Genomic DNA, 14,775 nt, shown 5'->3' with positions numbered 1-14,775 from the left:
CCGTAGTCATCTAATCTGCTTGAGATGCGTTCAATCTGACGAGCCAATTGGGAGGCCTTTGATCCGCGCCTCCAATGGGTCTAAAAGATCGGGGAGAAATTATTCGTTGTTTAGGCTAAACCTTCTTCCTTGAGCTTAAGCATAATTGACGGTTCTGGAACATTTAAAAGTATGCTCTCGATAACTACGCCACGCCTAAGTCGATTGATGCGGTCATTGGATGCTTGAAGTGCAGCCTTATAATAAATTGAATGAATTGTTGGCTCACTTACTGAGGATGATTCGACTTGATTATAAAACTGGCTTAGGGATTCAATTACGAATGAAGGTGTCAGTGGCGTACCATCAAGATTCAATATTCGGTCAATCTCGACAAACAACGTGAAGAGATCAGCTTTTTTCCAAGCTCGTGATTTATTGTCGATGCCACACTCTTCAATGAAAGCTATTGTTTTTTCCGCACGAGTATTTATTTCTTGCTCCAGCGGAAAGTCATCGTTGTAGCGACTTAATAAATCTTCAAATTCATCATCACGATTAAAATAGCCATGCATCATAGTGCCAACGAGTGATAGGGCATAGCGCAAATCCCCCATGCGCTTATAGTCAAGTGCATTAAAAACATTATGCGAAGTGAAGAACTGGTGGGCGGCCAATTTGTCACAGTAGCTCTTCATCTTCCCGCTATAGAGTGCGTTGTTTACTTCGATATCTAGCAGCGAGTATTTTGTTGCGTTAAGTCGCTTGAATGCTTCAATAATTTGTGCCTTGCTTATCGATCCCAGATCTCGTACTGCTACGTCATACTGAAGAAATTCCTTTTTTTGATCATCCCCTAGATCTTTATAGGGAGGAACAATAGTTAGGGGTAAATTCGAGTCTCCGTCAAAGTACTGAACTAGAGTGCTGACTCGCTGCAAGCCATCAACGAGAAGTTGCGTTCCTTGGCTGGTTTCGAGATTTACCTCCCCGTCTGCAAGGTAAATTTCAGGGAACGGGAATCCTTGAAGTACGCTGTCGATAAAATGATTCTTGTCGTCTCTTGACCAAACAAGTCGGCGCTGAAACTCAGGTCTTGGTATGAGTTTCTGCTCCTTCACCATAGTGATGAGCTCTCTGATTTTTTTGTTAGTTGGTGAAGTTTTCATAAGATCTCCAATGCGTTTTTGCAAGCCTTAATGCCGCGTGCTTGGTATTTTGCTATAAATTCTGTATTGCGATAGAGTGCGCCACTTATTTTTCGTCGATCGAGAAAACGATCAGAACCCAGTGATTTTATTTTGTCGTTCCAACGGTCATATCGATGGAGCCTCGCCTCTCTAGGGAAATGATCTGGTCGAAGCCATCCATAAACTAAGTAATCGCCAAGGTTTCCAAATCGCGACGGCATCCAGGGCTGCGCAACAGCAAATGACGACAACTCGTCCCAAACAAGGTCAAAAAGTTCGGCAGATGTGAATGCTATATCTATATCGGAGTCCCGGTTGAATTCGCGAAACGCTGGCAATGCGGCGCGATCTCTTCGGTTTTTCTTAAAAAGCCCATAACCTAATTTGGCAGAGCCGACCACATAAACTTCTTCAGGTAAAATGTTAACTCCAGTAGCTTGGGAGACACTCTGTCTAATATGATCTATTTGGTCTTGCCTAAAGTGTTTGCAATGACCATTCAATATATGATCTTTGACGAAGTCTTCAGGTTCGCTAGTAAGAATGGCATCTTTGAGTTGCGCTAAATCCATATGCGTTCAAACTCGTTGCATTTAAATTGCCCAATGATACCACCTTTATAGGGCTTGGTCTTAAGCCATCAAGGATGACCGCTGCCACCGCTATGAGTCGACGGCGGCCAGCGTCTGACCTTCGCTTTTTGGCCCTTCTCTGCCGGGCATGGTTACGAAGCGTGCCGGTTCAATGGGTGGTCAGATCGGATGCAAGCGGGTGGTCAAGTGGAGTGCAATTTAGCAACCTGAATTGGACTCACATTTTTCGGCCCAGCTAAAGCTCTCAAACGCTCATTCTCGATCGTTAATTCAAGAATTCGCGCGTCAGCTTCTGCCAGAATACTAAGTGCCAAATCACGCTGGGCCTTGATTGCCTCCATCCTATCCCTGAGTTCTCTATTGCGAATTCGCTGGGATGACATGGCTTGCCGAGCGGTAGGAGTATGAGTCTCAGTGTTATTGTTTACCCAGCTTTGGATCTCAGCTACAAGTTCCGGAAAACGCGCTTTTTTTAACGCGGAAGGGTCCAGACCTGCTTCTCGCGCTACATTGTTTTGGCTTAGAGCAACTCCTTTGTGTAATAAGTTTGGCTTGCCTGTTTTCAGTCGGTTAAACGCTTCGCGAAATGCGATTTCAGCGCGGTTCTTCTTAGGTTCAATTGGTTTCGAGAGCATTGATAGCGTTCTCCACGCCGCGTAGCTGTGCTTGCAAAGAATCACGGAGAGGCGATTCAGAGGGTGCAGAGTTCAAGTTAATGTTAACTACTTTTAAAAGTTTTTGAAGTTGTGGCATCTTTGTTCTATCAAACAAAGCATCATTGCAAGGTGCTTTGCCATCCCCTCCGCCGCAACGCGCGACGTGTTCTACGCCTCCAAATGGGCACGGATCTGGATTTGTACAGCCTCCTAGAAGAGTGGCCTTATAGTGTATTTTTCCAGATTTTGCCGCTGCAATAAGTTCTTTATGATCTTTATCACTGATTATTCTCAAGATCTCTGACTTTCTTCGTTCGCCATGTGGACTGACGAATCGGTGCGATTGTAATTGCTTGAATTCAATCGCGATTGTTTCATACATTGCATTGATAAATTCCAGGCGGGAATTTTCATTTAGACCGAAATGTAGATACCTATGCCCTTGTTTATAGTATCGCGACATGGCACGGGTCGCATGCTTCAACTGGTACTGAATCGAAGCATCACTGACTAATCCGGAAGCGCCCATGTTTACAGCGCCCGTACGCCTTAGTTGATGCCACGCAAATATCCATGGTTTTCCCACGTCGTAAATTTTTGGATCTAACGTGGGAGTAACCATCAATGCAATTTCCAAGTCTGCTTTGGTTATAGTCAGCTCATGAGCGTCGAATAGTTTCGGGTAGGCCTTGGTCAACGCATAATAACTGGGCGTGGTGGGCCTGATCATTAGTGGCTGGTGCAGGTGCTTTACCTGACGTCTCCAAGGCTCGTATGGGCGTAGATATAGATAGGGGTTATCTTTATCCTCCGTTGTAAGTGGGATTTTTGGATTAGCAGCAGCAGTTACCATGCGTAGGCGTGCAATCAACGATAGCGCATCTACTGCCAGCACTGCTGATGGCGAGGTTATCCATCGTGCACTATCATCTTGTATTGTCTTAGTTGTCGCTCCTTGTAAAATATATACATTCTCTGTTGTTAGCTCGTCGAGTTCCTCAACCAAACATTTTGAGCGCAGGGAAAATGCTTCATCTTTCCGCATTAAAGAATAGTTCATCAGATAAGCGGTGCCGACGAGAGATATAAAAGTAAAATACGTTGAAAGCGTTGTCATTCCACCAGAGTCAACTTTTGTCAACCAGCGCTGAAGTAGGTCATATACTTTGAATCGTTTTGCAATTTCTGTGAATGCCCCAGGAAACACTGCTCCTGTATTACTGCCTGTCAATCTCTGATTTTTGCTATTGAATGGCTTACGAGTTTCGGGTAGCTCTGTGGTGCATGCTTCGGTTAAAGACCCTGCGTTGTGCGCGTAGGCATCGAGGCAAAAGTTAAAGCAATCTTCGATTTGTTTAGCGTTTTTTAAAAAGTCTTCCAGGCAATGTTTCAACCGACCAAGTTGATAGAGCCAGATACGCGGCGGTATGTATTCGGTCTGAAAGGTTTCCGGCTGAACGACACTATTTGCGTATTCTCGCAAGGAGCTTGGATCCATAAGATAGAAGCCGAGTTCCTCGCGATGGTCCCAGATATCGTGGGAAGTACTTATAATTTGATTTGCGCTGAAAGATCCTAACGAAGAAGGAAGTAACTCCAGCAGACGGGGAAACCGTACCAGATCTACCGCATAAACTTTGTGTATTGAGCAGAATACAAATAAACCCCTGAGATCAGTGAAAATATTCACGTATGTCCTAGCGCTGCGCCTTTTGCCCGGCCTGTAAAGATACCAAAACATTATTAAACGGAGAATTCTGCTGTTATCTGGCGTAATTCCTGGATCGTCACGGCGCAGAACACCGTCCCCGAAATTTAAGCGAGTCACTTTTCTACACCATGGGGTAAAATCCCAAATTGAATCTCCGAAGCGACTCACTACCTTTCCGGACGCATCCTTTACGACCGGGAAGTCGTCAGATGGTGGCCAAGTCGGAAGGTCATAATTAGCACTCTCATTTTTGAGTACAACGCTTTCGACCGCAATGCCACTTACTACCATAGTAGAGTTCATGCGCCGACCTCCATCAATTGAATAAACCCGTCAAACATCGGGTGGTATCTTCCTTCCCGTATGCGGTTCATGGCTTCCTCAACCCAGCTATTTTGTGTTTCATCGGAAGATTTAAAATATTCAATCTTGTTATTAATTCTTTCAATTAATTTTGCAGCAGGGTGTGAGCTGTTATCCATCGATTTGAATTGCTCTAGCTCTAATGTTTTGCAATATCGATAACTGGCTAGTGACCATACGTAATCTTGGTTTTGCATATCCCGATGAAAGTCACAAAACATGCATCCTGCTGGATTTACGCAGTCTGGCGTAGGTGCTTCAGTAGCCGCTCCGAGGATAAGTTTTGGTGCGCGCATAATGTCTATGCACAAGCCCGGTCCAGGAGGCGTGATAGCGCTTTCGGTCAGACTATGAAATCTCGCTATGCCCGAAACGGCAGATTGGTGATGTGGCTTTTCATAAACCCTGATTAGAGTTTCCTCGGTGTGCTGTGCCATCTCTGCTGTCAGCTTCGGATCGTTGCTTCGCCTTAATAACCAGTTAATACGAGTATTTCGAAGTGCTCTAGGTTTAAACATCTCCACACCTAGAATCTTACATCGGGCGGATATTGCTTGGAAGTTCGGTGCTTTGCTGCCTGCTGGAATTTGATATTTAGGTAGGCGCGGGAACAGTCTGCCATCGTTTGGAAATAGTTCGTCGACCCAGTCGATATATTCTTTGAAGAGGTGCCGATACTCTCGAAAGATTCGAAAAAGTGCTTCGCCTTTTTTTCTCGATTTGTATGTTCGAAAGACGGTTACATCGTCACCAATTGTTTGGAATCGAAATTTTTCACGCTTTAATCTGAATGCTTCACTCAGATTTATGCCGGTTTGAGCGATAAATAAAAGTAACTCAGATTCTATCCGAAGATTAATAAGCGGATTTCTTCGATCTGTCACTTGATGACTAGCGAGAGCTTTACGCAGTTCAAGAATTGCCGCGACTTCTGCGTTTGTTCTTGTGGAGTTGATAAGGTCATTTTCAGATTGATGGTTGGTCAACCCGCACCATTCTTCGAGCATGCGACCTTTGGGCAAATAAATTTTCACCGGTAACGGCCCGCGTATCGTTGCTGTGTTTAAAGTGTTCCTGAGGGCTAGCAACATGGATCCGAACTCGAAAGTTGAATCTAGATTCTGCTTGTCTGCTTGAATGCCTAGCACTCGTTTCTTCTGATTTGGCGCAAATAGAGCTGTTTTACTAAGTAGGCCATTTTTGAGATATAGGACTTTTGAGGTTAAACGGTCTACGTTTCGTGCAATTCTATACGCGGACATCTGTGCGATATCACGTTTGACATTCACGCGATGTAGTAACTCCCCGACCCAGAGATGGAAGTTATGCGGAAGTTCTTGTTCCGTGATCGCTTTACCTTCTACGTCACACCATTTGTAGAAGTCTCTGAGGCTTTCTATGCGATTCATTACGGTAACCTGTGATAGGCCCCTATGAAGATCGGCGGTAAGCATTTCATGAAACTTTTGCACTAGGGCCAACCTATTTTCAAGAATGGCCCCTAAAGCTTCACTGGTGGCCAAACTTTCGAATCTATGGCGAGGTGTGCCGGCGCCTCCGCGATAGAGCAGGCATTGAAGGTCATGCGGGGTGGCGTGTGTTCCGTAAGCTATTTTAGGAAAGGTTAGATTATGAAGAATATTTATCATGCTTTGTTTCTCAAGGGATCTAAGCCGAGAAACTTACGAGTGAACTCATTGGCTGCCTCGCTCATTGCGGCGGTCGCCTCTACGAATTTTATGTATTTCAGCGTCGTGCTTTCATCTTTATGAAGTAGCAAGCTTTTAACTATGTCAATAGCCATGCTCACGCTTCCATATTTAATAATTACTCGTGCTAACTCAGTAGCGAAGGTGCACCGTGTCTGGTGAAAACGAAAATTGTTAAATGCTTCCATGTTCGCTGCTATGCCAAGTTTGCGCAATCTCCCAAGCTCCACATTGATGCTTTTGCTTGATTCCACGCCTTTATGGCCGTATAGCTCACCATAACGTGTTAGGAATACGTGCTCGCTGTTTTCTAAGCAAGCCTTAGCTTTTCGCTTTAGCCTTCTCGGGCTTTGAATGTATGAGCGCAACGCAGCTAGATCGCCTTCGCTTATTATTACTTGTCCAGTAACTCCAAATTTAGTGTGGACTGTGGGGTGGGCCCCTGGCCCTACGGCCAAACAGTAGAAACCCAAAACTAGGGGTGACGGAACCGCTCTGTTAATTGTAGCGACTTTAAGATCAGTCAATGTTCCGATACGCATGCCAGTTCCAAATCCAAGTTGGAGCATCAGTGCGAGCTCTTCACTAGCGTACTTTCTAGCAAAGCTCAGCATTCCGGCCACTTCACTAGAGGCGACTGGGAAAAGTCCATCCTCAAGATTGTATTCTTTGGATTTTCTATTAGGTATTGCTAGGTCGGTAGTCTCCACAGACATTGTTCTCTCGAGCCCGAACTTGTCGTTAAGACGTACCCCAATTTGCCTATCGTTCCACATCGGCCATTCGGGAGACAGAAGGCGCATCGCCTGAAGCCATCTGTAAAATCTGATTACAGCGTTCATTCGTTTTTGGGCAGTAGAAGGTGCAAGTTCGGAGTGCTCAAGCGAATCAATCAGGAACCCCCGAAATCTGACCAAGCACCGCTCAGACTCACGGGCAGGGAAATGCCACCAGGCGGTGTTTTCTGCTTCTAGCCATTTAGCATATGCGTGGATGTGTGTCATTGCAGACCACACAGTTTTAATATTTGATTTCTTATTTTTAGCTTTTTCCAACGCCCAGAGGTTGGCTTCTCGCCAAGGTGTGTTGTTTGCCCACATTATCTGCGGGAGTGTTTCGATAATTTTTGTATTTCTCACCTGCCACGTAACCTTTTGGGTTGCTACCTCCGGCCGGTGCGGAACGTATCGAATAGTCTCAAGTGTCGCCATGCCGCTGCTCTCTCACCGAAATGTCCATGCCTTGATATGTACAGTGTACTGGTATAGCCAGCAATGTTGCCCGTACAAGGGCAGGGATTCATCGCCGCCACCAACTGGAAGCGTGCCGGAAAACGTACGCGATCCTTGGCTCGGGCAATCACGATATGCCCGGATTCCAGCGGCTCGCGCAGCACCTCCAGTACCTTGCGATCGAACTCCGGCATTAGGATACCGGGCTACACTGTAGACGTTGGAGGTGGTCTATGAAGCTGCTTTGGCCTGCTCAAATTACCCATAGCGCCCTACAGCAGTCGCTTGATGAGGCGAGGCTGTTCGACGTCGCGAATCACTTTGCCTCCAAGAAATTTGCTCCCTCATCTGGGATACCTCTCATAATCGACAATTCGAACTCCATCGTTAGAGAGGCTAGTTATTTTCTTCAGGAAAAACTGTTTTACTCACCCGCATACCAAACCGATAAAACCGTTAAGACTTACGCGGAATGTTTGGCTGCTTGGTTTGACTATGCAGAAAAGAGTGGTTTTGATTGGAGGCGCGCGACTCCAAGAGTCATTTTAAGATATCGGAATTCAATAAAAAATACTATTAGTGAGAAAACTAATCGGCTGCTCGCGGTGCGCACGATAAATCTAAGGCTCGTGGTTGTCTCTGAATTTTATGAGTTCTATTGGTCTAGGCTATCGTTGCAGCCTTCACCAAGTGCGCAGATTTATCATGATAGCTTGCAAGAGCTATCAAGGCTGAAGCTGAACCTTCGAGGGGGAATTAAGAAGCAAAGGAGTATTCCTGTCGCCGCCTGCAATGCATTGGTAGCTAATTTGCATGGCGTGCACAAGTTGATTTTTGTATGGTCGGTCTCAACCGGATTGCGCATTGGTGCACTGCTGAATGTCAAGTTAGTTGATTTCGAGCAACTATGTAGTGAGGTCTCTGATCGTTTTGTCTTTGTACTTTCTAAAGGGGGTAAGGTAGTCCACGCTTATGTTCCGAGGTTAGTCATTGAGAGAACAAGCCGGTACGTGGAAATAGATAGGGTTTTGAGCCTGGGACGAGAAATCAAGTCTGGTCGCCCTCCTGAGGCGTTGTTCTTGAACTCCACAGGGACACCGGTCTCCTATAGCTGCTATTACTCTGCATTTAAAAGAGCTTGCTCTACAATTAGAATTAAGGCCAACCCTCATCAAGCGCGAAATACGTTTGCGACAGTGGTGGAAAGAAGGATGTCGACGTCTCCAGCATTCAATGATCTTGATTCAGTAAAGGTTATGCAGGGGTTGTTGAGTCATGCGTCTTCAGAAACAACAGAGGATTACCTGGATTCGATTGTTTCTAATAACAGCGATGTACTCGCACTGCTTGAAGATGTGGCCGGCGATATTGCGGGGGGCGTATGAGTAGGCCACTAGAAGCAAAGTTTTATGATCCGGAACGCAAGCGGTGGAATACCTATGATTTTGAAATCGTTGGCCTGGACCACACGATTGCTCAAGACCTTAAGGATGCCTTCGTAGAGCTAGTAGGACACTACCACCCTAGGAGCAGGATACAAGCGTGGAGGTCGACAAGACTACTTTGCTCCTGCATTGTCGAGCGAAAGATATCTTTTGAAGATGATTGCAAAGATATTCTCGCTGGATATGCGCTGTTCTTGGATAGTGGTAAAAGGCTAAAGAAAACTATTGGTTCACATTATAATTTTGCTCGTCGCTTGGTTGATTGGCTCTCAGGAGTTAGCGAATCTATTTTTTGGAAACGCCAGGTGATTCAGTTATTCGATTTTACTCGTGAGCGTAAAAACAATCGAGATAATGATGTTTCGTATAAGGATCTGCAGCGAATAGTCTCGGTGTGCAAAAAGGAAATCGCGGGTGTAACAAAGGATTTTGCGGTTAGCCGCGCTATCGGAAAAGGTGAAGCTGTATCGCATCCTGATTTGACTGCAGAGGACATTGAGGTTATATCGGTTTTGATTGGCGCAGCAAAAGAGAATGCGTGGACGCGGGCAGAGATAAGAGCAAAAATTGGCCGCACTATAAATCTCATTAGCCTGAAGAAATTTCGGCACTATCGTGAATTAACCTATAGAGCGGCCCTGCCGATTTATATTTTGCTTTTAGTTGAGATGGCCGCAAATCCAGTTGCGCTCATGGAAATAGAGGCGACCTGTTATGATACCGACCCGGCAGATGAAACTCGGGCTTTTATCCGGTGGGAGAAGGGGCGGTCAGGTAGGGAGCAACAACTCTCCTTTCTCAACGCAGGTAAATACTCAGCGCCAAGTTTGATTGAGCTAGTGCTCACCTTGACTGAGACAACTAGACATCTAGCCCAACCAGGCGATGAACGGCTTTTATTTTTGATACGCACCGGTCATGTCGCGAGGAGGTTCTGCGTGCAGTCCCTTCATAATTACCTCTCCGATTTTAGGGATCTGTATGGTTTTCCGTATTTTAACTTCAGCGACTTACGAAAAGCGGTTTCGGCTTTTATAAAAAACAAAAAGACAGCAAAAGACGCCAAGAATCATCTGCAGCATAAAGATATAGCGACTACAAATAGATTTTATTTGAATGGTAAGCAAGCGCAGCAGGATAGCTATGAGAAAGTTGCTGCTTATCAAGGGGAGTTGATCACCGCGGTGTTAGCTGACGAAACAGATGGCCAGTCAAGATACTCAACTCTTTTTGGCTTCTCATGCCATGGTGCAAAGGAAGGCAGGGCTCCTAATTCAGTAAGGGGAGAAGACTGTCTTGAGTTTCTTTCATGTGCAACCTGTCCGAATGCGCTGGTGGTAGTGGACGATCCAAGATTCGTTGCTAGAATTATAAAGTCCCAGATGGCCCTTGAAAAGATGGAGCGGGAATGCCAGCTTTCGGCTGATCAAATTATGCGCTTTGAATCTGTGTTTCGCCCAATACTTTCTATTATTTCTGAGCAAATAGTTCCACGTATTTCGCGCAAAGTGATCGACCGGGCTGAGCGTATGTTGGATCAACTGCCAGAATTGCCGATGGTGTATTGAGATGGAAAATCCAATCCTATTGCCTCAGCACTATTCACTCGTCACTGACGGTCTGGCAAAGTATGGTTGCGAATTTGATGATGATATTTGGACTTTTACAAATCCAAATCGTGACTCTATTGCTGACCGCCCGACACTATTTAAGTGGCCCAAAATATTGGTCGAACCTTACAATCTCTCTCCGCACTATGCAGGGCTTTTAAAATCAGTTGCCGCATGCATGCTTGTAGGCTTGGCAGGGGTTCGATATTCGCCAGAGACGGTGAAGGTGAAATTAACATATATCCGAAGGCTCTTCTTTGGCGCACATGAAAAAGGCTTCCCAAAGTTAGCTACGATGACGGCAATGCAAGCTCAAAAAATAATAGAAGAGCTATTTTTAAATAATGGCGAAAAGAAGCACTGCAATAAAACTATTGGTCAATGCTTGTTTAGCATAAATCTCGTTCATCGTTTATCCTCTTACACGGGCGATGGATTTGAATCCGAACCATTTCCAACAAAAGTTCGCAAACGGATTTTGTTTGGTTTTCGCGAGTTGGAGGAGTGGGAGGCGCCCCCTAATAATGCATCGTTTTATTTGCTTAGGCAGGCAATAAAACTTATCGACACCTGCACTGAATGCCTTCTGCGGGTGTATGGTAAATATGTTGGGGCGGTGGATAATATAAAAGCCCAAGGGGTAACTAATAGAGCGGCTGTTGCAAAATATGCTGATAGTGTAATCTCAAACGAGATTTTCAGCTTTGGCCCCGGCTTAGGTCAGTCCTTAGAGTCACTAAAGGCGAGTCGCCAGCAAGATATCTCCACGCTTCTTTGCCACATTCAGACCGCATGCTTCATTGTGATTACATTTACAACTGCGCCCCGTATTAGTGAGGTGCGGCGAGCTAGGGTTGGCAGTATTAGTAAGCGTAAGCACTATACTGGAAGGGAATACTATTATTATAGTTCTGCTCGATCTAAGAAGAGGTATTCGGCAGATCTTGAGAGTAGCTATGGAGATCAAGGTGAGGATGACCCATGGGTACTATCCAGTGCGGCCGTGAAAGCATTTGAAACGCTTACTAGACTTTCCGCGCCCGCCCGATTGGCCAGTGGCACGGATAATCTCTGGTTGGTTTCAAGTGGGGATACCCTGTGGCCATTTTTCCCAAAAGTAGGCTTCAACGTCATTGGTGTTACTGCGGTAAATATAAGGTTAAATACCTTTGCTAAGTTTATTGGGCTGAGTGAGGTCACTGGCTGGAGTGGAAGGTTACACTCTCATATGGGGCGGAAGTTATTCGCTCGATTCGTCGCGATGCGCGATCGTTCTGCTTTAGGTGATCTGGCAGTCCAGTACTCGCATACTTCGGCATATAGTGTTGATATTAGCTATGCCAAGCCAGGGATTGAGTTTCGGCGATTGGTGAAAGATGAACTTGCGCTGGAGATGGAAGCCGCAGTGCGGGATCTTGTAGGCGTTGATAGTGGCACAATTTATACGACCCCAAGTGGTGTGCACCAATCGGAGTCTATCCTGCGGTTTGCAGGTGAGTTTAAAACTAATAAGGATGTCTTGTTGTTGCTTGGACGGGGGGTAAAACTGATTCCCTGTCAGTGGGGGGCCTGTAACTACAAGCAGGAGTTGAGCGCTTGTGAAGGAAGTCGGGAAGAGCCCAATCCTTCGAAGAGAACCCCTGAGGTTTGCAGTCGCTGTTCAAATTTTTTAGCAACGCCTAAGCACGAGATTTGGTGGCAGCAGTATCGGGATGATAGCTTGAAATGGTTATCGCTTTCCGGGATGCCGGATCAGACGCGCCATGTTCTAAAATTGAGGCTGCAACAGGCTGAAAAAGTTTTGGGCGTAATTGCGAGAGGTTAATTTAAGCATGAGCAAAGGTAGCCGCGAAGCAATACTAAAGTCTTTTGAGGCTCTTAAGCTTGAGGGCACCCTCAGTATAACGAGCTTGGCCCGTGCTGTGAATTTAACTCGTTCGTCTATTTATAAATACTATCCTGACATTGTGGAACTAGTGAGAATTTATAATTCTGGAATTGATGCCGAGCCGAAAAGACAACAGGAGTTGAAAGTTCACTTGTTAAAAAGGCAACTTTCCGATCGAAAATATCTTGTTTCGGTCCTAGCGAAGGCGTGTTCTGAGTTGCTTGTGGAGTTAGAGGATGCGCGGCGCGATTATGAGGATGAAATTAAATCTAAAAATCTGATGATTTTATTTCTGGAAAAGCAATTGGCAGAATCAAAAGTTGTGCGGTTGAGGCCGGTTAAGTAACCTGAAGTGAAGATCACACTTTAAGGTGAGCCTTTACAGCGAGGAAAATAAGCTCTGTGATCGCCCCGGGTTTCGTAGACACCTCCAGCCTTAAACTGAGGCCCATTGGGAGGTGCTATATGTCACCAAAATTAATTCTGCATATGCGATCGGCTTTGCCCCTAAGGACCTAGGGGGCTTCAAGTCACACATATTCAAAATTGAGTTTTTCCCCAGGCATGGACTGACAAGCCTAAAGGACATGCTCTCGTTGAGGAGTTGGTAGGGGCTCTGGCAAAGGACAAGCCGCAGAACCTGTTCTATCGCCTGTCATCAGCGCATGACGTCCGCAATCGCTCAGGTCTGGAGCCGATCGGAGTTTACTGAGTAGCGACGGCTACTGGCCTTAATCCAGCTATATACCGCACTCACATATTACGACGCACCAAGGCATCTTTGATTTATCGTAGGACGAAGAATCTTAGGGTAGTTCAGCTGCTGCCTGGTCATACGAAGCTTGAAAGTACCGTCAGATACCTTGGGGTTGAGGTCGACGATACCATTGGAAATGGCTGAGCAGGCAGAGGTGTAAATTTTCCAGCGACAGTCGCAACTAGACCGTCGCTATCCGGCCAAAAGCGGGCGTTCGACTTGGCTCCGCTTTCGACCCAAACCAGTCATGCGACTCCTATCTAATGTGAAGAACCCATGAGTCTGTACCGGGACATACGATCAGGTCAGATGCGAATGTCTAATTCGCGCTGGTCATATCAATTTTGTGTTCTAAAAAACAACGAACCGCTAAAATTTCGTTGTGAAGTGTCGATCTACAATCTTTAGTCAATTGCCAAATCAAGGACGTGTTCGATGGCCATGAATTTTTCACCCGGTGTATTTGCCGATCATCTATCTGAAATTGCAGGTCAAAAGGTCGGCTTGGCTTTGTCGGTGCCAGAGCTATGTGATCACCTCTCGGGGGATCATCGGAATCTTGGTGATGTATTACTTAAGTCTGAAAAAGCTGGCTTGCGGATACGCTCTGAGGAATTTGAGGCGGTCTGCTATCGGTTACTTCACAGGATCGGCTATACAGAAGGCGAAGAGAATGGCATACCTCCACAGATTAAGCTCTACCATAAATACAAGCACAACCCACGTTTGCTCGCTATATACGAGGGTGTAAGCGAAATTTTCAATGAAATGATGATGGACCTAATTGAAGAAACCACTAAGGGCGGTGGTAAATCCTTAGATCCATCTCAAATAATGAAGCGTTGTGCCGTGGAGTTTGATCGAACGGGCTTGGATATGGCGATGGAGCATATTAATGGCTTCGACCACCACATGCGAATCAGTCTTCATACGTTATCAAGGTGCGATGAATGGGCCACCCCCTTAGAGCTCAAGGCACTCTTCTCCGGCACCCTAGAAACACCTGAAAGGGGAACATTCATTGACCAGCGGTTCATAAATTACCTATCTAACAATGATCACCGCTTGGGTGAAATGCACTGGCGAAAATTCGAAGAACTCACAGCAGAATATTTCGAAAGAGATGGCTTTCGAGTTGAGATTGGTCCTGGCACCAACGACGATGGTGTAGACGTCCGATTGTGGAAACCCGAAACGCTGAAGGATGCGGAACCTACTTGTCTGATCCAGTGCAAGCGCCAGAAAGCAAAAATCGAGAAAGTAATAATCAAGGGCCTTGCGGCGGACGTGCAGTTTATGGGCGCAGACTACGGCATGATAGTTACAACCTCGGAGTTAAGTCCGGGTGCACAAACCACAATCAGTGCTCGCGGTTATCCGATACAGGTTGTTGAGCGAGACGCCGTTAAGACTTGGTTAACTCGCCTTCGAACTCCCGGGACAGGAATTGTCAGAATCTAAAATAGAAAATTTGCTGGCATAGTCAATAAACTTTAACCCCGCCGCTGTGGGCCAGAACTGAGGAGAGACGAGCGTCAGTCGTTGCTGATAGCTGCGATTCATTACGGGCAGCTATCGGCCCAGAGTGTGTAAAAACGCTTCGCCAAAATTGAAGTGTGCGCTTCTACGTTGAATCTAAAAT

At 45.9% G+C, this 14,775-nt stretch carries 11 protein-coding genes and 2 pseudogenes; 6 read left to right on the top strand and 7 right to left on the bottom strand.

The features are described 5' to 3' along the window. Positions 1 to 110: 110 nt before the first annotated feature. The 7 genes and pseudogenes from HXW87_RS02725 to HXW87_RS02695 form a co-directional block, all read right to left on the bottom strand. Positions 111 to 1,148, bottom strand: a complete 1,038-nt coding sequence (locus tag HXW87_RS02725; RefSeq protein WP_050499458.1) for a DUF262 domain-containing protein — start codon at positions 1,146 to 1,148, stop codon at positions 111 to 113. Then, on the bottom strand, positions 1,145 to 1,741 hold the full coding sequence (locus HXW87_RS02720) for a hypothetical protein (RefSeq protein WP_156995559.1): 597 nt from the start codon (positions 1,739 to 1,741) through the stop codon (positions 1,145 to 1,147). Before HXW87_RS02720 ends, HXW87_RS02725 begins: the two co-directional genes overlap by 4 nt. A gap of 203 nt (positions 1,742 to 1,944) precedes the next feature. Further along, positions 1,945 to 2,397 carry a hypothetical protein gene (locus tag HXW87_RS02715; RefSeq protein WP_084570998.1) on the bottom strand — a complete coding sequence of 151 codons (453 nt, stop codon included), beginning with the start codon at positions 2,395 to 2,397 and terminating at the stop codon, positions 1,945 to 1,947. Continuing rightward, positions 2,378 to 4,432 carry a hypothetical protein gene (locus tag HXW87_RS02710; RefSeq protein ID WP_156995560.1) on the bottom strand — a complete coding sequence of 685 codons (2,055 nt, stop codon included), beginning with the start codon at positions 4,430 to 4,432 and terminating at the stop codon, positions 2,378 to 2,380. The genes HXW87_RS02715 and HXW87_RS02710 overlap by 20 nt, the downstream gene beginning before the upstream one ends. Further along, positions 4,429 to 6,141 carry a site-specific integrase gene (locus tag HXW87_RS02705; protein ID WP_032894555.1) on the bottom strand — a complete coding sequence of 571 codons (1,713 nt, stop codon included), beginning with the start codon at positions 6,139 to 6,141 and terminating at the stop codon, positions 4,429 to 4,431. Before HXW87_RS02705 ends, HXW87_RS02710 begins: the two co-directional genes overlap by 4 nt. After that, positions 6,138 to 7,412: a site-specific integrase gene (locus tag HXW87_RS02700; protein WP_032894556.1), complete on the bottom strand. Its 1,275-nt coding sequence runs from the start codon at positions 7,410 to 7,412 to the stop codon at positions 6,138 to 6,140. The genes HXW87_RS02705 and HXW87_RS02700 overlap by 4 nt, the downstream gene beginning before the upstream one ends. A gap of 56 nt (positions 7,413 to 7,468) precedes the next feature. Then, positions 7,469 to 7,627, bottom strand: a pseudogene (locus tag HXW87_RS02695) (ATP-binding protein); the annotation flags it as partial. A 39-nt stretch (positions 7,628 to 7,666) separates the two neighbouring features. Between HXW87_RS02695 and HXW87_RS02690 the strand changes: the two are divergent. The 6 genes and pseudogenes from HXW87_RS02690 to HXW87_RS02665 all read left to right on the top strand — a co-directional run bounded on the left by HXW87_RS02690 (position 7,667) and on the right by HXW87_RS02665 (position 14,594). Continuing rightward, entirely contained in the window at positions 7,667 to 8,818 is a 1,152-nt protein-coding gene (locus HXW87_RS02690; RefSeq protein ID WP_131670727.1) for a tyrosine-type recombinase/integrase, read from the top strand. After that, positions 8,815 to 10,446 carry a hypothetical protein gene (locus HXW87_RS02685; RefSeq protein ID WP_131670726.1) on the top strand — a complete coding sequence of 544 codons (1,632 nt, stop codon included), beginning with the start codon at positions 8,815 to 8,817 and terminating at the stop codon, positions 10,444 to 10,446. Before HXW87_RS02690 ends, HXW87_RS02685 begins: the two co-directional genes overlap by 4 nt. Before the next feature lies 1 nt (position 10,447). Further along, positions 10,448 to 12,313 carry a hypothetical protein gene (locus HXW87_RS02680; RefSeq protein ID WP_131670725.1) on the top strand — a complete coding sequence of 622 codons (1,866 nt, stop codon included), beginning with the start codon at positions 10,448 to 10,450 and terminating at the stop codon, positions 12,311 to 12,313. 7 nt (positions 12,314 to 12,320) lie between these two features. After that, entirely contained in the window at positions 12,321 to 12,722 is a 402-nt protein-coding gene (locus tag HXW87_RS02675; RefSeq protein WP_131670724.1) for a hypothetical protein, read from the top strand. 381 nt (positions 12,723 to 13,103) lie between these two features. After that, a pseudogene (locus HXW87_RS02670) lies at positions 13,104 to 13,293 on the top strand (integrase); the annotation flags it as partial. A 275-nt stretch (positions 13,294 to 13,568) separates the two neighbouring features. Then, positions 13,569 to 14,594 (top strand): restriction endonuclease, encoded by a 1,026-nt coding sequence (locus HXW87_RS02665; protein WP_131670723.1) that lies wholly within the window; start codon positions 13,569 to 13,571, stop codon positions 14,592 to 14,594. Positions 14,595 to 14,775: the final 181 nt, after the last annotated feature.

The sequence above is a fragment of the Pseudomonas sp. Y5-11 genome, assembly GCF_022368695.1.
Classification (GTDB): domain Bacteria; phylum Pseudomonadota; class Gammaproteobacteria; order Pseudomonadales; family Pseudomonadaceae; genus Aquipseudomonas; species Aquipseudomonas parakoreensis.
This window is presented reverse-complemented; position numbering and strand designations above follow the sequence as displayed.